At 67.5% G+C, this 24,636-nt stretch carries 1 protein-coding gene; it reads right to left on the bottom strand.

All coding sequences use genetic code 11. The features are described 5' to 3' along the window. Positions 1-3: 3 nt before the first annotated feature. Entirely contained in the window at positions 4-24,573 is a 24,570-nt protein-coding gene (locus ACCQ10_RS02575; protein WP_372362116.1) for a non-ribosomal peptide synthetase, read from the bottom strand. Positions 24,574-24,636 lie beyond the last annotated feature (63 nt).

Here is a 24,636-nt window from a genome sequence, read left to right as displayed (position 1 = left end):
GGTTCAGAGACCGGAACGAACAATCTGCAGCGCCGCGTGCGCGTCCAGATTCCGGTGCATCAAATCGTCGATCACTGAGGCATACAGGGCCTCGTCGAACGCATCTTCGTCTCCGCCATCGCCGACACCCGCTCCGGGCTCCGCGCACGACGTCGCCTGCGCGCAAGCACGCCAGTACGACGCACCGGCGAACGGATAGGTGGGCAAATGCAGCCGGCGCGCAGACACCCCCGGATCGCGCTGCAGGCGCGTCCAGTCGACCTGCGCCCCGTTGACCCAGACGCGCGCGACGCCCGCCAGTTCGCCGTCGTCGAGCAGACGTCGCACATCGGCATCGGCGTGCCGTGCGCCCGCGCCGCGCGCGCCAGTGCCAGTGCCAGTGGCGTTGCCGGCCTCGCCCTCCAGCACGAGCCACGCGTGCAACTGGCCGAGCACGGCTTCGACGCTGTCGCCGATCCACGCGGCGCGCCAATGCATCGCCTCGCGGCCGGTCTGCAGAGTGAACGCAAGATCGGTAATCGAGACGCCGGCGCCATCCGTTTCCAGATAGCGCGCGAGATCGCTCACTTTCCTGCGTAGCGCGTCCGCGCTTTTCGCGGACAGTACGACGATCTCGGGCGAGCACGTGGCACCGGTCGCGGATGGCGACGCGGCGGTCCGGCGCTCGGGCGCCTCGGCGATGATCACGTGCGCGTTCGCGCCACCCGCGCCGAACGACGAAACGCCAGCGATGCGCGCCGGCACGCCGTTGCCCGACCTGCGTGGCGCCCAGTCCGCCAATTGCTGCTGCACGCGGAACGGCGTGCGGCCGAAATCAATCTCAGGATTGGCATCGGACGCGTGGAGCGACGCGACCAGCTGGCGATGCCGCATCTGCAGCAGCACCTTCGTGATGCCGGCGACGCCGGCCGCGCTCTCCAGATGGCCGATGTTCGACTTCACCGAGCCGATCGCGCAGTGCGCGGCGTCGCCACCTGCGTCGGCTGCACCGGCGAACACGTCGGTGAGCGCCGAGATCTCGATGGGGTCGCCGAGTGCGGTGCCGGTGCCGTGCGCCTCGACGTAACCGATCTGCGCCGGCGTCACGCCGGCGCGTTCGAGCGCCCGGCGCAGCGTCTCCGACTGCCGGACGGGATTGGGCACCATGTAGCCGTGCGTTTTTCCGCCGGCGTTGATCGCACTTCCCTTCAGTACTCCGTGAATCGCGTCGCCGTCGGCCAGCGCCCTGCGCAGCGGTTTGATCACAAACGCACCGACGCCCTCGCCATCGACGAACCCGTCCGCATCGGCGCCGAACGCCTTGCAGCGATCGCCCGGCGATAGCATCGTCATGGCGCACAGCCCCTGGTACTGGACAGCATCGACGATCAGGCTGACGCCGCCGACGATCGCCGCCTCGCATGAACCGCACAGCAGGCTTTCGACCGCGGTATGCAACGCGGTCAGCGATGACGAGCACGCAGTGTCGATGGCCATGCTCGGGCCGGACAGATCGAGGCAGTACGAGACCCGGTTGGCGATCGACCAGAAATTCGGCTGCGCGTTGTAGACGCCGTTCATCGCGCCAACGAACACACCGACGCTGCCCGTGTCGCTAAGCCCGCGTGGCGTGTAGCCGGCGTCCTCGATCGCACGGTAGGCCTCTTCGAGGAACAATCGCTCTTGCGGGTCCATCCGTTCCGCATCCTTCGGCGAGATGTGGAAGAACAGCGGATCGAAGCGATCGATGCTGTCCAGAAACCCGCCCCAGCGCGCATAGATCTTGCCGTCCTTGCCCGGTTCCGGATCGTAGTAGTCCTGCCAGCGCCAGCGCGACGGTGGGACTTCGCTGATGCAGTTCACCCCATCGCGCAGATTGCGCCAGAAAGCTGCGAGATTCGGCGCTCGCGGAAACCGGCCACTCATGCCGATGATCGCAATATCGGTGTCCGCGATGCCGTCGTCTCCGGCGCCGTGCCAGTCATCGCGCGGCTTCGGCGCCTCGTCGTCCGGACGGCCCGCTGCAGGGTCCAGAGCCACTGCGACGAACCCGCTGTCCGGCACGTCCGGCGAAGCGAGACGAACGTGTTCGACCAGCCGTTCACGTTCGGTCTTCAGCAGATGCGCGGTCAACGCGCGCACCGTCGATACCTTGAACAGCAGCGGGCTGGTGATGTCGGCGAAGTAGTGGCGCAACCGGTTCGTTAACTGGACGATGAGAATCGAGTCGAGCCCCAGCGCCTGGAAATGCTCGTCGGGCGTCAGTTCGTCCGGTTCGAGCTTCAGGGTATCGGCGACGAGCCGCTGCACGAACGCGAGCGAACGCTCCATCAGCGTGTCTTCCGACGGCGGCATTGGCGTGGTTACGGCCGGCAGCGCCGGCACTGCGATGCTGCCCGTGGGCGTTTCGGGCCTGTTGCCCGTCGCGTCCGGCATCGCGCTGGAAGGCGGCTGCGCGCGAACCAGGCCGTCGCTCTTGAACACGATGATCTGCTGCCCGAGGTCATGCTGCTCGCGCGCCGGGAACGCGAGCGCACGCAGCCCCTCGGCCGCGCCGAGATCCGCCCATGCATCGGGCGACAGCGCCGGGCTGCCGGGAATCCGCAGCTCGGGATCCTCGCTGAGCCACCAGCCCGGCAGCAGCCCGAATGTGACATGCCCAAGCACGTCCACCTCGCTGACCTCGTTGACGACCGCAAGGCCGGAAGTGCGCAACGTCGCCTTCAGATGGCGCATGGTGTCGCGCATCGACGTTGTCGCGTGCAACACGTTGGTGGCGAGCACCACGTCGTAACGGTTCTCGGCGATTCCCTGCGCGAGCGGCGCTTTCCCGACGTCGAACAACTGTGTGGTCAGGAACGGATAGCGGGCGCCGTACTGCGAACGGCCGTGAATCAGAAACGCCTTGGATACGTCGGTGTAGCAGTATTCGGCGATGTGCTCGTGCCATGGCTCGAGCCGGCGGAGCAGGCCGGCTGTCGTGCCGCCGGTGCCCGCGCCGATTTCGAGCAGGCGCAGCTTCACGTCGGGCTGCATCCGTACCCGCGCCTCGACGTAGGCGGCGATCACCTCGCTCTGTACGGCATTGAAGTGGTCCGACACCGCATTGTTGCGGTAGATGCCCTCTACCCGGGCCATACCGCCATCCGGGAACATCACGTCGGTCGCGGTGACGCGGCCAAGCAGGATGTCGCCGAGCGCGCGCAGGCAGCATTCGAGCAGGTCGATCTGCGCGACGTAGCCGGGCGCGGACACGTAATCGGCGGCGAGCCGTCGCCAGTCGGTCCACAGCGTACTGATGGCGACGGCCGACACCCGGCAAGACAACTCGCCGCCGGCGTCCGTCAGATGGCCGGCCTCGACAAGCAGCCGATGGCTCTGCCTGAGCCATTTCTCGTAGACCTCGACATGCTGCGGCGCATAGGCGCGCAGTCGATCTCCGAACGCAGCGGCGCGCGCGCTCGTCGTACTTTCCGGCGCGAGCGCCGCCTGCTGCAGCGTCGCCAGCAGCAGGCGCTCGACGAGCGCGCCCGCGCGACGCCGGAACGCCAGCGTCTCTCGACTCAGTGCGGTGACGTCAGCCGGCGCCGCGACCGCACGCGGCGCGATAAGCTGCGCGGCGACGTCAGGAATCGTCCGCGCATAGCGGTGCATCACCGTCGATGCATCGTAATGGCGCGCGGAAATCGGCCGGGCGATCTTGACGTAGGCGATCTGCGCGCCGGGACGCGCAAGCAGCGCATCGACCGCGCGCAGCCCATCGTCGGCGCCAATCGAATCAAGGCCCGCGGTACCCGCGCGAACGCGGTGCCGCTCGCCCGAGACGATACCGACATCGCCCCAGTAACCCCAGTTGACGACCTTGACGTCGCAGCTGAGCAGCGTGTCGAGCTTCTTCGCGTAGGCGTCGGTGAAAGTGCAACCGGCGACATAGTTGCTCTGCCCCGCCGAGCGCGAAAACGCGTTCAGCGACGAAAAGAACAGCATGAAGTCGAGGGGCTCACGGCTGAACAGCGGATACAGATTCACGCAGGTCTTCAGCTTGGTGTCGTAGCCGAGAGCAAAGGTCGCCTCGTCCATGTGTGCCAACGAGCGGTCGGCCAGCACGATCGGCGCATGCACGACGCCGTGGATCGCGCCGAAACGCGCGACAATTTCTGCGTACGCGCGTTCCAGCTCGAACGGATTCCCCGCATCGGCCTGCAGGTAGGTGACACCGCCGCGGCCGAGCGCGCCGAATGCGTCGAGATGCGTGCGGATCTCACCATCCAGCGGGCGTCGTCCGATCCAGACGACGCGAGCGCCGAACCTCTCGATCATGCGCCGCGACCAGGTGCGTCCAAGGCCGCCCGCGCCGCCGATCACGAGGTAGACGCCGCCTTGGCGATACGACGGCTCGGCGGTGCCTTCATCGACGACGCGTACCAGACGCTGCCGATACCAGCGGCCATCGCGATGCACGCGAACATCGCCGTCGGAACCGGCCGTTGCCGCCAGATGCGCGTCCAGCGCGCCGAAGAAGAGGCCGCCGGCGTCAGCCGGTGCGTCGATGTCCCAGTGCCTGACGGTCCAGTGCGGATACTCGTGCGCGACGGCACCGGCAAAGCCGACGATGCCGGCATCGGACACGTCGTGGCGCCCATCGGCAGCGAGCGCATGGACGTTGCGCGTGACCACGGTCAACGCGAGCGGCGCAACGTCGAGACCGGCGCCGATCAGCGCTTTGATCGACCGGAACAGCGGCAGGATGCCGTGCGCCTGACGCGCGATCAGCACATCCGGATCGAGGCCGTCGTCGGTGCCACCACCGGCGATCCAGAGCACATGCGGGGCGACACCTCTCGCGTCCGCCACGTGTGCCTGCAATGCGCGGCGGAACGCATCTTCCGTCCCGTCAAGACCGTCGAAGAACGCGACATTGCGCGCTCTGCCGAGCACCCGACGCACCTCGTCGTTTGCGCCGAACACCCACAGCGCGTCGCGCTCGGGCGGCGACACCGCATCGGGGGCCAACAGCGGTTCCCAGATCGGGCTCAGCGTGACCTCGCCGACGGGCAGCATATCGCCATCCGGGCCGGCCGCGCGATCTTGCGACGCGTCGGCGCGGGATTCGCGCACGGGAGCCGCAGCCTGGCTGCGCGTATGCAGCCCGCGCAGCATGATCAACACGCTGCCGTCGGGCAGCGCGATATCCATGTCTACGCTTGCATCGTCGTCGCGGCTCGGGCGAATCCAGGCCCACAGTCGCGATGCGCGAGGCTGCCGCACGATCTGCATCGCGTCGAGCGCGAACGGCAGGCGCGCTTCGCGCTGCCCGCGATCGGGCGCGAGACCGATCACTGCCTGCCAGGCGGCGTCGAGCAGCCCCGGATGCAACCGGTAATGGCTCGCACTGTCGACAAAGGCCGCCGGCAACACCAGCTCGGCGAGCACATCGTCACGGCCGACGAACAGCCGCTCGAGCGCGCGATGGCCCGGCCCATATTCGATCCCGACCTCGCGATAGCGGTGGTAGCATTCCTCGGCGGAGATGAGCGAGGCGTCGCGCTCATGGCGCATCCGGTCGAGGTCGAGCTTGCCGGCCGGCATGGACGCCGTCAGCGCGATCTCGCCCTCGGCACACGCGTCGCCGCCGCCGTCGTTGAGCCGGTATCGCCACGACTGCACGTTGGCGCCGGACAACAGTTCCAGTGCGACTGTCGCCCGCGCGGGCTCCCAGACGACCGGGCGCGACCAGACGACATTGCGCAGCACTGCGCCCGTGTCGCCGGTTTCGCCGGCCGCGATGCACGCCGCTGTCAGCGCCATCTCCAGACTCGCCACGCCCGGCAGCAGCCGCAGTCCCTGAACCCGATGGTCGGCGAGGAAAAACTCGTTACCGGAAAACGACGAGACGAAGCGACGCGTGCGTGCGTCGACGGGCTCGTCGCGATGGAGGAGCGGATGCAGCGCATGCGCCGACGTCGCATCGCCGGCAGACGTCGGGGAGGCGGGTATTGCAGCGGTGGGCGCTGAAGGCCCCTGCGACGCCGGCTCCGGATTGGGAAGCCAGTACGCCTTGCCGCCAAAGGGATAGGTCGGCAGGCTGACACGCCTGCCGTCGCCAGCGAGGGTATCGCTCCACACGTCCAGGTCGCCATGCGCCCATGCGCTCACCTCGCGCAGCGAGTCCGGCGCGAGCGCAGTGCCGCGATACGCCGCGGCGAGCGCATCGTCCAACGGCTGCGTATCGGCCTTGCGCGCGGCGTCGCCGGCGCGGCCGATGGCGATCCCTTGCCTTGCGAGTTCGTGCGCGTCGCCACCTGATCGCGCGCGAGTCAGCTTGCGCTGCAGGTCGTCGAGATCACACGCAACGAACGCAAGCCGGTGCGGCAACGCCTCGCGGCCACGCGCGAGCGTGAACGCCAGATCGCGCAGCGCCAGCTCGCCCGCGGGTCGCGATGACAGGAACGTCAGCAGATTGCCGACGATCTCGTCGAGTTCCGCCGGTCGGCGCGCGGACAACCCGATCGCGAGCGGACGCTGCGCGGTTTCCGGCGTGGCGCCCTGGGTGATCACGTAGGCCTCGGCCGCGTCGACCACGACATGCGCGTTCGAGCCGCCCATCCCGAAGCTGCTGACGCCAGCGCGCCGCTGCGGAGCGGGCCAGTCGTGCGTCTCGCGCACGAGATGGAACGGGCTGCCGTCCAGCTCGAGATACGGATTCGGTTGCTTCAGGTGCGGATTGCCGGGGATTCGGGCGTGCTTCAACATCAGCACCGTCTTGATGAATCCAGAAATGCCGGCGGCGGCTTCGAGATGGCCGATGTTCGCCTTCACCGAACCGAGCGCGCAGTGCGCAGAGGCGGCGGCTCGGCCTTCGGCCAGTTCGGCGAACGCGCGCACGAGCGCTTTCACCTCGATCGGATCGCCAAGCGAGGTGCCTGTGCCATGCGCCTCGATGTAACCGACGCTCGCCGGGTCGATGCCTGCACGACGGTAGAGATCGACTATCAGCTGGCGTTGTGCGTCGGGATTCGGTGCCGATGGCGAGCTTGAGCGGCCCCCGTGATTCTCGCCACTCGCGGCGATCACAGCGTCCACATGGTCGCCGTGCGCGATCGCATCGGACACGCGCTTGAGCACGACGACACCGACGCCCTCGCCGCGGCCGAAGCCGTCGGCCGCGCTGTCGAAGGTCTTACAGCGCCCGTCCGGACTCAGCATGCCGGCGGCGCTCGCCGCCTCGGTGACGGCGGGATTGGCGATCACGTTGACGCCACCGACGATCGCGATCTCGCAGTTGCCGCTCGCCAGGCTCTCGCAGGCGCGGTGAATGGCGACGAGCGAGCTCGAACACGCCGTGTCGATCACCTCGCTCGGGCCGCGCAGGTCGAACAGGTAGGACACGCGGTTGGCGATCATAAAATGCGCCAAGCCAAGATGGGTCGCCGATTCTGCGCCGATCCGGCTCAGCCACAGATCGCGGTAATCGCTCGTCGTCACGCCGACGAACACCCCGACGCGGCGCTTCGCCAGATCGCCGATCCGGTAGCCGGCATCCTCGACAGCGCGCCATGCGCACTGCACGAACTGGCGGGACTGCGGATCCATGAACTCCGCCTCCATCGGCGTCAGGCCGAAGAATTGCGGATCGAAGCGCTCGATGTCGTCGACAAAGCCGCCCTCAAGCGGCGGCGTACGGTCGCCATCGATCGTGTCGCGTGCGGACAGCGCCGCGCGCAGCCCGGACATGCGGCCGATCAAGTCACGGTTCTGGGACAGATTGCGCCAGAATTCGTCCGGGTTGTCCGAGCCCGGAAACCGGCAGCTCATCCCGATCACCGCGATGCGCTCCTCTGCCACGGGCGGTGCGACGGCCTCGACGGCAGCGGACCGCGCCAGATCCGAGGCGAGCGACGCCAGCGCGTCGCACGACAGGTCCGGACATGTGCGCGCGAGATGTTCGCCGAGCGCGCGAAGATCGGGGCACTCGTAAAACAGTGTCGGTTGTATTTGAATCGACAGCGCAGCGCTCAACGTGTCGGCGAGCTGGATAAAATCCACGGAGTCGAGGCCGAGCCGGTAGAACGCGCTGTCCGCCGTGACCGCCTGCGGCGCGTCCGGGCAGTGCGCGGCAACGACCGCGATCAAGCCGTCAAGCAGCATCGGCGCTGGCGCAGCGCCGGGTGAAGCCTTGCAGCCGTTATCGCCGGCACGCTCGCGCTGGCTGGCGCCAGCGTCATGCACGGCGTGTCCGTGGCGTACGACATGGTTAGCGCGTGCAGGGCCATCGGATTCCTGCGTGACGCCGGCAACGGCCTCACCGGCGTCTGGCGAGGCGTCCGCTCGCATCGGCACGCTATTGAACTGCGCAGCCAGCCGCTCGCGATATGCCTCGACGAGATGGTCCGCGAACGCCCCAAGCGCGGGATATTCGAAGAACAGCGTCGGCTGCAGGCTCAGACCGAGCCGTTCGCCGAGATCCCGCGCAAGACCGATCAGGCTGATCGAGTCGTAACCAAGATCGAAGAACAGCGCGCCGTCATCGATCTTGGCGACGGGGATCGTCTGCTGTGCGGCGATGATCGTCTTCAGCGCATCGAGCACGGCAGCACGAAGCCGTGCCGGCTCAGCCGCGACCGCATCGGCGACGCTGCCGGCCACGGCATCGCCGGCAGCGTAGGCGACGACGAAACGGCTGTCGAGCATGCGCACGATCCGCTCGCGATCGGCGCCTGGCGCGACCAGCAGCACGCCATCGTCGGGCATACCGATCGGGCATGCGTTCAGCACTGCGTCGAGCACATCCAGGCCCTGCACGGCCGACAGTCCTTCGAGCCCGGTCAACTCACGCATCATTGCGCGGCGCTCCGGCGGCATCTCCATGCCGCCGTCTAGCCAAAGCGGCCAGCCGATCGCGAAGCTTCGGCCGCGCCGGGTACCCGCGAGCACGTCGCGATTGCGTCGCACAGCCAATCGGTTGACGAACGCGTTCGCGACCGCGTAGGCGGCCTGCCCGGGGCTGCCGAGCGCGGACAGCGACGAGAACATAGCGAAGCACTTCAGGTCCAACGCACGCGTCGCGTGATCGAGGTTGACGCTGCCGCGCAGCTTCGGAGCGAACACGGACTCCGCGGCCGCCGCGTCGCTATGACGTAGATACGCATCGTTGATCACACCGGCGCTATGAATCACGGCGTCGAGGCGCCCATGCTGCGCGACGATGCGGGCGACCGCGCGTTCGACGTCGCTCTGATCGGCGACATCGACCGCGACATAGTCGATCGTCGCGCCCGCCGCGCGGGCGAGCGCGTGCCACCCGGACGGCTCTGCACGACGGCCGCTGATCGTCACCCGCATCCCGCGCGCCGCGAGATCGCGCGCGACATGCAGCCCGATCCCGCCCATCCCGCCGACGAGCCAGACCACGTCGCCGCGCTCGAGCGGACGCACCCCAAGGCTGCCGTCGCGGCTTTGCCCGGCAAGCGTCGCGCGCTCGGGCAAGACGCTCACATCGACGCGCCGCGCGTGGCGCCCTCCGTCGAGCGCCACACGCACCTCCGGCGCGTCGGGGTCGAGCCGCAACAGTTCGTGTTGCAACCGCAACCGGTATGCGTCGGCAGCCGGGTCGGCGACTCCGGACACGGCGTAGAACACGGTCCTCGCTGCCAGCCGGCCGTATTCGAGCGCGGCCGTCGCGCACAACGCTTGAAGGCTCGGCATCACATCGTCGTGCCCGGAGTCGGGCACCAGCATCAGCACGTGCGCCGCGCGCGTGCCCGACGCGCCGGCGAAGTCGCGAAGCATCTCGAACGCCTGCCGGTACGCGCGCTCCAGGCGCGCCACGGCGTCGTCGTCAGGTTCGGCATCGGCGGTGGCGTCGGCGCAATCCAGGCGGCACAGCCGCGCCGCCGGATCGAGGTCGCGCAGCAGCGTCTGCAACGCGACGTCGTGCTCCGGCACGAAGAACAGCCGGTCGACGTCGGTCGCCGCCTGTACCGAGGTCAGCGCCGGAACCGGCGCATCGCGCCAGCCCAGCGTCGCCGTCGTCACCGGCACGGCGCTGGCGCGCGTGGCCCTATCCGTCGTCTCGCGGCGCTCGCCCGGCACCCAGGGCCGCACCGAATACCCACGCATCGCTGTCGCGACGTGACCGCGCTCATCGAGCAGATCCACGTCGTAGCGTTCGAGCTTTGCGCCCTCGCCGGACACGCGACGCACCAGGATGTAGCCGCTATCGGCTGGTCGTGCGTAATCGAATACGCTGTCGATGCCGTAAGGCAGACGATGTGCGCCGGCCTCGCCGCGCGCGGCGATCCACATCTCGACGGCGCCGAACGCCGCGCTGAGGATGCCCGGATGCCAGTGGAACGGCTCGCTGTGACCGGCTGGCAGCCGGTACTCGGCGATCGCCTCGTCCTCGCCGTGCTGTAGCCACGTCATCACCTGGAACGCCTCGCCGAACGACGATGCCGTTTCGACCAGCGCGGCCATTGCGTCGCGGTCGAGCCGGCCGGACGTGCGTCGTACGACGGCATCGACGTCTACCCTGTCAGGCGTCGACTCCGACGCAGCGTCACAGCGGGCGACGAAGTGCAGTACCTCGTCGCCCGACGCGCGGCGGCTGCCGATCCGGCAGCGCCGCTCGGCGCCAGCGTCCAGACGCGTCGCGACGGACGCCGGCAGCGCGCCGTCCTGCAAACCGGACGCCTGATACGGTGCGAGCCAGATCACGTCGCGCAACACGCCGGCGTCGGCACCCGCGCACTGGTTCACGTAGCGCGCCATTTCCAGATAACACGCGGCGGGCAGCACCTTCACGCCGGCGATGCGGTGACCGTCGAGAAAGAATTCGCGACCGTCGAAGGCGCTGACATAGTGCCGCTCGTGCGCGTTCGGTGCCGCGTGCACGAGCGGATGCAGGGCGCGCTGGCGCTTCGCCTGCGCGGAACGGCAGCCGCGCATCACCAGCAGCAGCCGGCCGCTGTCGTCGAACACCTCGATGTCGTGGCTGGCGCCGGTCGCGGTGCGCGCGCCGTCACGGCTCGGATAGATCCAGACCCAGCTCGGATCCTGCGGCGCGTCGACGATCGTCAGACTGTCCATCGCGTAGGGCAACGGCAGCGTGTCGGCGGCGCTGTCGATCAGATTGCCGATATTCGCCTGCAGCGCGCCGTCCAGGATCGTCGGCGATAACAGGTAGCCGGCATCGACCCCGGCCGCGCCGGAACGGCCGACCTGCGCGAGCAGCTGGCCACGGCAGCGGAACAGCTTCTTCAGACCGCGATGGCTTGGGCCGAACTCGATGCCTAGCTCCGCAAGTGTGCGATAGCACGCGGCAACGTCGAGTTCCTCGGCCTGATGGCGAAACGCCGATGGATCGAGGAAGCACCGCGCATCGGCGTCATCGGTGTGCGCAATCTCGACCGTACCGCTGCAATGGGTCAGATAGACCGCCGCATCGCCGATCGTATCCGCAAGCCGGCTTTCGATCGTGAAGCGAAAGCGCGGTGCCGAGGCCTGCGCACCGTCGCGGTCGAGATGAACGAACACGGTACGCGGACCGGCGCCGAGCGACAACGGCTGCTGCAAGACCAGGTCGCGCACGACGACCTGGCCCGCCGCGTCCGCCGCGTCCGTGGCCTGCAAGACCGACCAGCGCGTCATCTCCCAGTAGACGACGGCCGGCAGCCAGGGCTCGCCATGCACGCGATGGTCGCGCAAGAACGGCTCCTGCCCGTCGAGACGCCGTGAAAAGCTGTACGCGTGTCCGCGCTCGCCGCCCGTCGCTGCGAGCGGCGGCCAGGGATTGCGCGCCTCGGCCGGCGCGCTGGTCGGCGTCTGGAACCAATACGATTCGCGGGCGAACGGATACACCGGCAGCCGCACGCGGCGGTGGCCAAGGCCGCTCCACAACGCTGGATCGAGCCGATCGCCTGCAACGTACTGTCGGGCCCGCGCCATGAGATCGCCGTTGGCGCCGTGCGCAGCGCTGACCACGCCGCCCGGCGCCGCTGGCGCGTTGGCATCGCCATAGAGCACCGCAGACGCTGAAGGTTTCACCGGTACGCCAGCACGGCAATACGCGGCAAATTCGTCCATGCGCGTCGCGACGCAGGCCCAGCGGTGACGCATCTGGCGCCGTCCGACCGCGAGCGTGAAGCCGACGTCGGCAAGCGACAGCTCGCCCGCGTCAGAGCCGGACGCAAACTCCGCCATCCGCGCAAGCTGCTGGTCGAGCTGTTCGCGTGTCTGCGCGGACAGCACCAGCAACACCGGCTCGTCCGTTGCCGGCCGGCGGCCAGCGGCCGCGACCGGCGGCGCTTCGGCGATCACCGCGTGCGCGTTGGTGCCGCTGAAGCCGAACGAGCTGACGGCCGCCATCCGGCGTTCGCCCGCATCGGCGGCCCACGGACGCAACCGCGTGTTGACATAGAACGGGCTGTTCTCGAGATCGATTTCGGGATTGCCGTTCGCAAAGTTGCACGACGGCGGCAACTGGCGGTGCCGCAGCGCGAGCAGGACCTTCAGCACCCCGGCGATTCCCGCCGCCGTGGTCGTATGGCCGATGTTGGTCTTCACCGAACCGAGCGCGCAGAAGCCGCGGTCCTGGGTGTAGCGGCCGAACGCGTTGGCGAGTGCGGCGAACTCGATCGGGTCGCCGAGCGGCGTACCGGTCCCGTGCGCCTCAATCATTTGCAGGCCGCGCGGGTCGATCCGGAAGCGGTCGTAGACGTCTGTTTCGAGTTCCTCCTGCGAGCGCGCACTGGGCGCCGTGATGCCGTTGGTGCTGCCATCCTGGTTGATGCCCGACGCGAGAATCACGCCGTCGACATGGTCGCCGTCTGCGATCGCGTCCTTCAGCCGCTTCAGCACGATCGCGCCGACGCCCTCGCCCGGCACGAAACCGTCGGCGCGCGCATCGAACGCGTAGCAATTGCCGGTCGCCGACAGCATGCCGGCGCGCTGCGCCTGCTGGTAGAAGCCGGCCGTGCACTGGACGAACACACCGCCGCAAAGCGCCATCGAAATCTCGTCGTTGCGCAGTGCCGCGCATGCCATGTGCAGCGCGACGAGCGAGCTCGAACAGGCCGTGTCGATCGCGATGGCCGGGCCGTGCAGATCGAGGAAGTACGAGATACGGGCCGGGATGATCGACACCGCGTTGCCCCAGTACGACTGGATCGGCGGCCGCTCGCCCGCGTCGCCCGCCGCGCCCGGGCCGGGAAACAGCAGGTGATAGTCGCCGCCGGAACAACCGACATAGACGCCGCAGCGCTGCGCCTTGCCGGGCTCGCCGGCGTAACCGGCGTCTTCGAGCGCTTTCCACGCTTCCTCGAGGAACAAGCGCTGCTGCGGATCCATATAGCGCGCTTCGGTGCCGGAGATCTTGAAAAAAAACGGATCAAATAGCGACAGGTCGTCGAGGAAACTACCGGTATCGCAACGTGCCTGGCCGGTGTCACCCAGGTCCCAGCGTGTGACCGGCGCGATCAGGCTGGTGCCGGAGGCGAGATGCGTCCAGAACGCATCGAGATCCGGCGAGCGCGCGAAGCGCCCGCTCATCCCGATGATCGCGATGTCGTCGTCGTGGAGCGCGCGCGCTCCGCCGCGCGTCGCGTCGTCGGCCGCGCCGGCCATGCGGGCCGGCGTGCCGGCTGCGCGCATGGCGCTGCGCGCCACCGGCGTCGGTTCGCTGACGCGCACGACGATCTTGCCGATGGTCGCCCGATCGGCGAGACGTCGATAGGCATCGCGAAATTCCCGGAACTCGACCACTTCCGAGATCGTCGGCGCGATGATGCCGCGCTCCGTGAGCGACACAAGCTCGTCCCAGTACTGCGCGATGCGCTGCGGGGAACGCGCGCCCAGGCGCGCGAGATCGACGCTATAGAATGTCTGGTTGTCGGACAGCGATGACAGGTCGATATTCCGCGCGGTCTTCAAGGCCGTCATCGCGATCTCGATATAACGGCCATCCGGTGCGAGCGCGTTCAGTCCCTTCTGCAGCGCATCGCCACCGAGCGTGTTGATCACGACGTCGACGCCGCCAGGCGCGAGTCGCTGGATCTCCTGCGCGAAATCTTGCGTCCGGTAATTGATCGCGTGCACGACGCCGAGCTCGCGCAGATACCGCAGCTTCTGCTCGCTGCCCGCCGTCGCGAAAATTTCCGCGCCGTGGTGCTTGGCGAGCTGCATCGCGATCAGCCCGGTGCCGCCTGTCGCGGTCTGGATCAGGACTCGCTCGCCGTGCGTGACGGCCGCCTTGCGGAAGGCATCGATCATCGTGATACCGACGATCGGCAACGCGCATGCCTGCTCGAAGCTCCAGCTCGTGGGCTTCGCGAACACCTGGTTCATCGGACAGACGACCTGCTCTGCGTGGCAGCCCTGGCTCAGGCAGACGACCGCGTCGCCGGAGCGCAACCCTGTCACGTCGGCGCCGACCTCCATCACGACACCGGCCGCTTCGTTGCCTGGCACGAACGGATACGGCGGCATGTTCGGGTACAACCCACGTGCGCACAGCAGATCAGAGAAGTTCAACGAGAACGCGCGCACCGCCACGCGTACTTCGTCGCGTGCAAGGCTGCGCGGCGCTAGCGTCACGATCGACAGGTCGTCGATATCGCCGGGCCCGTCAATCGAGACCGCGCGGATCCGTCCCGGCGCGGCGGCCGGCATCGCGACCGGTGCGGAATCCGGCGTCGGCGCGGGCACGATGGCGCGATCGTGCGCGCCTCTGAACGCCGCGGCGGTGGTGCCGCCCGCCATGCTGCGGGTCGACGCAGGGTCCGTGGCAGCCGTCGATTCAAGCGCGGCGCCGTGCGCATCGCACAGATGGGCCACGAACCGATCGACGGTGTTGTGATCGAAGATCACGGTCGTCGCGATTCGGAGGCCGAGACGCTTGTTGAGCTGATTCACCAGCTGTACGCCTATGATCGAATCGACGCCCTGATCGGCAAAGCTTTTCTGCGCATCGACCTCGTCCGGGGCAATGCGCAGCACGGCCGCCAAGCGTTCGACGAGCAGCGCGCGAATCGCCTGACGCTCCGGCGCGGCGTCGCGCCGCCCGGGGGCAGGTGCGGCCTGTGAGGCCGGTAAAGCGGGTGCGGCGGCTTCAGTCGGTTTCGCCAACGGCGTCGCGCCGTGCCGTTCGTGCAGGAATCCAGCCAGACGATGCACGGTGTTGTGGTCGAAGATCGCCGTCGTCGCGATCCGCAGGCCGAACAGTTTGTTCAGCCGGTTGACGAGCTGTACGCCGATGATCGAGTCGACGCCCTGGTCAGCGAAACTGCGGTGCGGATCGATCTCATGGGCGCCGACGCGCACCGCGTTCGCGACCTGCTCCAGTACGACCGCCATCACGCCTGCGAACCCGGCGCCGGCGGACGACGTGGCCTCGATCGCTGCGTCCGCAACCGCCGTGCCGCTGACCGCGCCGGTCACGCCATACCGGTCGACAAGATGCGCGGCCAGCAGCGCAACGGTGTTATGGTCGAACAACTCGATCGTGGCAAGCCGTATCCCGAAACGCGCGTTCAGCCGATTGGTCAACTGGATCGCGAGGATCGAATCGAGACCGATGTCAGAAAAGCTGCGCTCCCGATCGATGTCGCCGGCACTGATACGCAGCACCTCCGCGACCGATGCGACGAGCACCGCCACGATCCCGGCCTTGTCATGCTTGTTCTGATCGCGCCGGCTCTGGTCGCTTCGGCTGCGGCTGTCGCGTGCCGCATATGCATCCTCGGGCGCGGACGGCGTCGGCTGCCGGTCGCACGCACGTTGCGCAACGATCACCTGCTGGCCTAGCGACAACGCGCCATCGAGCGGGAAATGCACGTCTGCGAAACCGATACGCTCGAGCTGGCGCGCCCACTCGCCGGGAAAGAGCCCGGGGCACCCCGGCATTCGCACGGACTCGTCGTCGTAGAGCCACCAGCCTTCGAGGAGACCGAACGTTAGATGCGAAAACGCGCAGTTCTCGCTCATTTCGTTCAGCACGAGAAGGCCGCCATCGCGCAGAAACGCATGCGCGTTGCGCAGCGTTCGGTCGACGTTGCGCGTAGCGTGCAGAACGTTGGCCGCGATCACGACATCGTAGCTACCGCGCTTGTTTGCATGCGCATGCTCGGCCGTCAGCGGCGCCTCGATGTCGAGAATCGAAGTCTTCAGGAACGGTGCGTCCGGACCGTAGGTGTCCTGCGCATAGAACAAGAAGGACTTGGAAAGATCGGTGTAGCGATATTCGTCGATCTGCTCGCGCCACGGCAGCAGCTTCGGCAATACCTTGCTGCTGGTGCCGCCCGTTCCCGCACCAATTTCAAGGATTCGCAGACGTACGCCGCTATCGCGCCCGACGCGATAGCTCACGTAGTCGGTCACCGTTTCCGCAACGCCCTCGTTGAAGTAGTCGGCGATCGGATGATTGCGGTGCACGTTCTCAACGAGCTGCATCGATCCATCGGGAAACATCACCGCAGTCGCGGCGGTTTCGCCGCGCAGGATCGCCGGCAGAGTGCGCAGGCAAGCATCCATCAGCTCGATGCCGGCGCGCACGCTCGGATGCGCGCAATAGCGGTCGCGCACCTGTGCCCAGGCCGCATCCGGAGCTTCGTCTGCATCCGGCAAGCCAACGCCGGACACGTCGAGCAGACCGTAGCGCTGCAACTGCCGGCAGCTTTCCTGATACCAGCGCTCGTACGCTTCGACGAGGCGGCTGCGCGGACCGGCGCGGTATGCGCCATCGTGGGCACGGCCGATCGGCAGCGCATCGATCTCGCCGAGCGCCTGGCGAACCTTTAGCAGCGCCGCGCGCTCAACGACCGGATCGCGCAGCCCGTTGTGTTCGTGCAGCGCATCGAGGTGACGTAGCAGCGGGCTCGCGGCGTTGTGCAACCGGTGCTGCCGATAATCGACCGCGGCATCGGGTTCCGTGGCGGGCGGGAGCGAGGCTTCTGCCGCAGCCATCACCGGCAGTCTTGCGGAAGGCGCGCCGGGCGCAGACAAACGTTGTTCGAAGGCAAGTTGCTGCATGTGATTGTCCTGCATGAATTGCGCGAGTCGTTGCATCGCAAGGTTTGGCTCGACCGAGCCGACGCCGGCCGCTCGCATCCGGTGACGGTATTCCGGCGTCGCGACGATCCCGACACTTCCCCAGTAACCCCAATGAACGAGCTTGACTGCACAGCGCCACTGCTGCCCGATCGCCATTGCATAGGCATCCTGGAAGCTGCAACCGGCAGCGTAGTTGGACTGGCCCACGGCTTTCACGAACGAGATCGTGCCGGAGAAAAACAGCATGAAATCCAGGTCGCAATCGCCGAATGTGTGGGTGAGATTCACCGAGGTGGCGACCTTCCCGTCGAGCGCGCGGACGAATTGCGATTCGCTCATGCTTGCGATGCCGCGATCGTCGAGCACGAGCGCCGAGTGAACGACGCCGTGCAGCGTGTCGATGCCGAGTCCGGCGAGCGCATGCCGCGCGCGGCGTAGCGACGCAAGATCCGTTGCGTCGGCCTGCAGGTAGATCGGCGCGGGGCCAAGCGTGCCGAGACGAGCGATCTCGTCGTCAATCTCGCGGTTGCGTGGCTTGCGTCCCAGCCAGATCACCCGCGCGCGGTAGTCGCGGATCATCGCTTCGGTCCAGGTGCGACCGATGCCGCCGGCGCCGCCGAGCACCAGATAGTGACCGCCCTGCCGATACAGCGTCGGGCGCGGCGCGGGTGTACAGATCTCGACCAGGCCGCGCGCGAACCAGCGGCCATCGCGCCAGGCGAACACGACCTGCCCGTCCGCGCGTGGCCAATGCGCCGGCTCCGGGAGTTCGGCGAACGCGCGCACGTCGAGCGCGCGAACCCGCCAGTGCGCGTATTCGCCGGCGAGGCTCTGCGCAAAGCCGATCACGCTTGCGTGCGCAGGAGCGACCGTATCGTCATCGCGCACTTGCTGCGTACCCTCGACAACGAACGTACAGTCCAAGTCCGTGTGTTCGAAACCGTGGCCTACCATCTCCCGAATCCAGCGAAACACCGCGATCACGCCATCGCGCTGGGCGTCGATCAGCGCTGGATCGTCGGCTGGCGTCTGGACCGCCGGAAACGCGAACACCATCTGCGCGTCGGCCGGCAGGGCCGCCAACAAACAATTATCCGGCGCCGCGTGCAGCGGCACGTAACGGGCGAGACGGCCGGCAAAATGCGCGTCAAGCGCGGCAGGCGGCTTTTCGCCGATACTGAACAGCACGACAGGGGCGGGCGAAGCGCCGGATTGGCGATCGGCACCGAGCGCAGTCCAGCCTATCGTCAGTGTGCTCAGGTCGCTGCCGACCTCGTCGACGTCGTCAGCGCGCGTCACGCCGGACGCATCGGCTTCGACCTCGAGACCGGACCCGGTACGGCGCTCGCCGGGCGCCGTGCGTAGCGCGCGCGTGACGAAACCGCGAATCGCGAGCAGCAGCGTTCCGGAAGCCCCATAAATGAAGATGTCGTGCCGCGCCTCGCCCGCGGCCGGCGCCGATTGGTGGTCGCGCACGCGCACCATCACTTCCGGTTCGAGCGGCGCAAGCACATCGCACTGCTGAACGAAAAACGGCAACTTCTGCCCCGCGAGCGCTGCCGCCGGCCAGCTGGCAGGGTCGCCGCCGTGCTGCCGAATCATGTCTAGCATGGCGCTCGCCTGCAATGCGCCATCCAGCAAGCTCGGATGCAGCGGGAATGCCGCAAGCGACCCTGACAGCAACTCCGGCAAGCGCACGCGAGCGGTCAACCCGTCCTGGTTCCAGTGCGCCTCGACGAGACCCAGATAAGCCGCTCCGTAGTGCACGCGGCCCGCAGCGATGCGGCGATAAAAAGCCTCGCCGTCGATCCAGTTCGACGACAGCGGCTGCGGCAACGCCGCCGACGCGGCCACGTCCTCGCCAGCGCCCGCGTCTGTTGCGTGCCGCCCGTCGCCCGTGTCGAGACTGAGTTCGCCCTCGGCGAACACGAACGACTCGCCCGTCGCTGGATCGGCGCCTGTCAGCGCGAACGCGACGGGCGCGCGCCGGTCCTGCGCGTCGCCACCCCGCGCGGCGAGCTCGACGCTCAGCAGCACCTCGTCGCCGTCGCAGACCACCGGTCGCATCCAGACCACCCGCTCGATGCGCAACAACGGCTCGCCGGGGATCGTCCCGTCGGTCATCGCGGCCGCACGCAGCAGTTCGAACGTCATCACCGCCGGCAGCACCGCGCGCTCGTCAACGCGGTGATCGGCGAGGTAAAAATCGTCGCGACGCAGGCGGAACTGCACCTTCCTCGATCCGTCTTCGTCGAGCTGCAACGCGATGCGCGGCGCGGACGTCGCGGCGGAACCCGCCCATGCGGCCCCACCGGTTTGCAAGGCCGGGCCGGCGGCAACCGCGTAGTGCCGGCGCGCGAACGGATAGGTCGGCAGATGCGTCCGACGCACCCGCACGCCGGAATACAGGGGCTGCCAGTCGATGGCGTGTCCCTGTACCCACAGTTCGGCCAGCGCAGCCAGATCGCGGCGCGCGAGCCCGGCCGCAACCGTATCGGCCGCGTCGCCAGCGGCCGGTGCTGTTTTGTCGAGCCGAGAGATCGCAATCGCCGCGGGCAGCGGCGAGGCCTCCGTACCGCGTGCGTACTGCTGGAGCAGCGCGCAGGCCTCGCTTAGGTCGGCCGCGACGATCGCGAGCCGGTGCCGCATCGGCTGGCGGCCGAGCTGCAGCGTGCAGGCCACCGAATCGAGCGGCAGATCCGGATGCGCCGCCAAGTATCCGGCCAGCGTGTCTGCCATCGTCGGCAGCAGGCGCGGATCGTCGGCGGACAGCACCAGCAGCTGCGGTCGGCGTTCCGGCCCGGCGGCACGCCGGGGCGCAGTCCACGCGTCGGGGCATGCTTCGAGAATCGCATGCGCGTTCGTGCCGCCGAGCCCGAACGAGCTCAGCGCGGCGCGCGGCGGATGCGAGGTCTCGGGCCAGCGCGACGCCTCGCGCGGCAGGCGGAAGCACGACGCCTGCCAGTCGATCGCGGGATTCGGCGTGGCGACATTGATGGTCGGCGGGATCGTGCGAGCGTGCAGCGCCAACGCGACCTTGATACAGCCGGCCAGCCCCGCCGCCGTGTCCAGATGGCCGATATTCGGTTTCACCGAGCCGATCGCGCAGAACTGCATCGCGTCGGTCCGCTGCCGGTACACGTCGTTGATCGCCATCACCTCGACGGGATCGCCGAGCCTGGTGCCGGTGCCGTGCGCCTCGACGTACGCGATCGATTCGACGTCGACGCCGGCCGCGCGCTCAAGTGCGGTCCGGATCACTCGGCCTTGGCCCTCCACGCTCGGCGCGTAGAAGCCGCTCTTTTGCCGACCATCGTTGTTGACGGCGACGCTACGCAAGATCGCGTAGATCGCGTCGCCGTCCTCAATCGCCCGTAGCGCGTTCTTCAAAACGATCACCGCGACGCCTTCGCCGGCCATCATGCCGTCCGCGTCAGCGTCGAAGGTCCGGCAATGCCCGCTGCTCGAGAAGTTGAGGCCGGGTTGATACAGAAAGCCCGCATTCGGATGCGGAAACAGCGTCGATGCGCCCACGATCGCCTGCCGGCATTCGCCTGCGCGCAGGCTCTTGAACGCGGCGTCGATCGCGACCAGCGACGACGAGCAATTCGTGCCGATGTGCATGCTCGGGCCGGTCAGACCCAGATGGTAGGAAATCAGCGCCGCCGACGAGCCGGCCTGCGACAGCACGTACGCCAGATAGCGATCGTTGTGCTCGATGTCGTCGGCGTTGTCGAGCAACGTCTGGTAGCCGCTGTTGCCGGTCGCGACGAATACGCCTGTGTCGTCGAGCCCCGCGGGCGCATAGCCGGCATCCTCGACCGCCTTCCACGCATGCATCAGCAACTGGCGCGATTGCGGATCGGCGAACTCCGCAAGCTTCGCCGACAGCTTGAAGAAGTCCGCGTCGAACGTCGTCTTGTCCGGGATAGTGAAACGGATGGGGACGTAGTCGGGGTGGTCGGCCAGTTCCGGGCCGACGCCCGCATCGTCGAGCGCGGCGCGCGACAGCCGTTCCGAGCTCTCGCGGCCGGCCAACAGATTGGCCCAGAACGCGTGGTGATCGACGGCGCCCGGGACTTCGCACGAGATGCCGATGATCGCCAGGCTGTCGGCGTAATACGCGGGCACGACCGGCGACGACATTTCATTATCCACACCGGCGATCAGCGGCGTATCGCCAGGCACTGCGTCGCTTTCGACAGCGACCGGTTTGAGATTGTCAAGGTAGTTCGCTATGTCGCGCACCGTCGCATACCGGAACAGATTCGCGGGCGAAAACACGCAGTCGAACGTCTGCTCGATCGCGCGGGCGAAGAAGACCACCGATAGCGAATCGCCGCCTGCCTCGAAGAAGCCCTGATCGAGATGCACGGGCGCGACGCTCAGCACCTGCTGCCACAGCGCGCGCACTCGCTGCTGTGTGGCGCTCGCGGCAGCGGCGGCGTGCTCGCCGGGCGCCAGCTCGATCGACCTAAGGCTCAGTTCCTGCCGGTCGAACTTGCCGTTGCCGGTCACCGGCAGCTGTGCGAGTTCGACGAAAAAAGCCGGCACCATGTAGTCAGGCAGGCTTGCGCCGACGAATTCACGGAATGCGCGCGCCTCGACGCTGCCGCTCGTGGCCGACGTTTTCGCGCAGTAGTACGCGACGAGATGTTTGACGCCGTTGGTGTGCTCGTGCGCGACCACGACGCAGTTCTCGACGGCCGGATGCTGGTTGACGCACGCCTCGATCTCTCCGAGTTCGATGCGGAAGCCGCGGATCTTGACCTGCGCGTCATTACGCCCGATGTATTCGAGCTCGCCCTGCGCGTTATAGCGCGCCAGATCGCCGGTCTTGTAGAACCGCGCACCCGCGTATTCGACAAAGCGCTGTCGCGTCAGCTCCGGCCTGTTGAGGTAACCGCGCGCCACGCCCGCGCCACCGACGTAGATTTCGCCGATCTCGCCGGCCGGCACCGGCACGCGGTTCTCATCGAGCAGATGGAGATCCAGATCGGGAATCGGTCTGCCGATCACCGACGCATGCGCGCCCTTTATGCCAGCCGTTGTCACCGGCGCATAGGTCACGTGCACTGTCGTCTCGGTGATCCCGTACATGTTGATGAGCGCGGGCCGATGCTCGCCGTAACGCTCGACCCAAGGCGCGAGTTGTGCGAAGTCGAGCTTCTCGCCGCCGAACACCACATAGCGCAGCGACAGCGTCCGTCGATCCGTACCGCCGGTCGCCGCGCGCACCACCGAATAGAACGCGGCCGGTGTCTGATTGAACACCGTCACCTTCTCGTCGGCTAGCACGTCGAGCAGCAGCTCCGTGTCCTTGCGTTGCTCGGCGTCGAGAACGACCAGCCGGCCGCCGTACAGCAGCGCGCCCCAGATCTCCCAGACCGAGAAATCGAATGCCACCGAATGGAACAGGGCCCAGACGTCGTCCCGACCGAAATCGAACCAGTGGGCAGTCCGGTCGAACAGGCGCAACACATTGCCGTGCTCGATCATCACGCCCTTCGGCTTGCCCGTGGTGCCCGACGTGTAGATCACGTAGGCAAGGTCCTCGCGCCGCACCTCGGGGAGCGCATGCGCCGACGCGCGTGCGGCCGATGCCGCGATCGAGCGACCGTCGCGGTCGAGCACGACGCGATGCGCGACGCCTTCGACCGAGGCCTCGCACGCCGACGTCGTGATGGCGTAGCGTGCTCCGGTGTCCGCGCGGATATGGTCGATTCGTTGCCGCGGCGATGCGGGATCGACGGGCACGTACGCCGCGCCGGCTTTCAGGATCGCGAGAATTGCGCCGATCAGTTCCGGCGATGGCGTGGCGCACAACAGCACGAGATCGCCCGGCTTCACACCGAGCGCCAGCAGATGCCGGGCAAGGGCGTCGCTCTCACGATCGAGATCGCCGTACGTGACGTGGCGGCCGTTGAACGTTAAGGCGTGCCGCGCAGGATCGCGCCTGCGCTGTGCGGCGAATCGCGCGGGCAGACTCATGGCATCGAGCGACGGTTGCGCCGCGCCTGCAGCTCCGGCATCCGGCGCGGCTCCGGCATCCGACACGGCCTCGCCATTTGACACGAGTTGGGCATCCGCCATGGGGCAGTCGTCGCGATGCGTATTGCGCGCCGTCAGCACACCCACCGGCTGTCCGGGGTCCGTAAGCGCGTCGTCAAGCACGCCCAGAAATGCGTGTTGCAGCGACAGCACATCGTCGCGCCCGATCATCGCAGTTTTGTACTTCAGATTCACCGCCCAGGTATCGCCCTGCTCGACGACTTCGCAAGTGAGCGGGTATTCGTCGCGCTGGTAGATGTCGTGAGCGAACGTGAGGTCGATCGTGTCTCCGATGCGATGCGGCAATGTGCCGATATCGATCGCGTCGCCAAACTTCTGGTAGGTGAACACGGCCTGGATCGCCTGATGCGGGTCCGAGTGTCGCGGCAGCGCATTTACCAGCCCGGCGAAGGGATACCAGTGGTCGAGCGCGCGATAGACGTAGCGCTGGCAGTCATCGAGCCAGCGCGAAAACTGCTGGGTCGGATCGAGATCGCAAACGACCGGCACCAGGTTGGCGAAGTTGCCCACCGTCGACGCGAACTCGCTCGCAGGGCGGCCGAGCGTCGGCAAGCCGATCGTGAAGCGTTGCGTGTCCCGCCAGGCGGACAGCGCCAGCAACAACGCGCCCATCAGCAGCGTGGCCGCGTTGAACGAACCCGTCTCGCGGAATCCGTGCACGCGGGCGGCCAGTTCGGCGTCGATCGCGAACGACAATCGATCGGTCGCAAATACCGATGCGTCGTCGGCGGCAGGCGCGACATCGAGTTTCGGGTCGAGCGGCGGCAGGCCGTCCGCACACTGCGAGCGCCAGTATGCGAGGCTCTTCTGCCCCGCCGCGGAGCTGAGATGCTCGGCTTCGAACTTTACGAAGTCGAAGAAGCTGGCCGCCGCCGGCGGCGCAGATAGCGCACGCTGTTGCCGCATGGCCCGATAGTCTTGCCAGATCGTCGATAGCCACTGGCTGAGCGAGCTGCCGTCGCAAACGATGTGATGCACGACCAGCAGCACGACTGATTGGCCGGACGCCGTGGCATACAGGTGAATCCGGTACAGCGGACCGTCGTCGAGCGAAAACGGTGCGTCCGCATCGATCTTCGCGCGCGCCACGCACGCCTCGAGCGTGTCGTCGGAATCGAATTCGCGCCACGCGAGGTCACGCCCGGAATCGATGCACTGCACGAGTTCGCGTCCGTGAGCGACGATGCCCGCGTTGAGTAGCTGATGGTTGTTCACGAACCGCTGGCACGCCCGCCGGAACGCCTGACGTTCGAATCCGTTCCCGACCACGCAGGCGACGGCCACGTTGTACAGCGGATCTGCCGGATACATCATCTGCCGCGACCAGATGCCCTTCTGGTTCTGCGATAGCGGCGACATCGCGTCCAGCAGGAAATGCTGCTTCAACCATACCTCGACGTCGTCCCCGTTCAGAACGCGCTGTGCGTCGTCGCTCTTGTTGCTTCCAGGCTCCGTCACTCTGTTCAGTAGACTCATCGAACCGCTCCCGTCTCGCTTTTGCCTCATCGATCCATCCTCAATTCCGGACGCGCAGCGCAG

It is taken from the genome of Xanthomonas sp. NCPPB 1325, from assembly GCF_041477645.2.
Lineage (GTDB): Bacteria > Pseudomonadota > Gammaproteobacteria > Xanthomonadales > Xanthomonadaceae > Xanthomonas > Xanthomonas cannabis.
The sequence above is the reverse complement of the archived record's forward strand: the minus strand, read 5'-3'. Positions and strand labels throughout refer to the sequence as shown.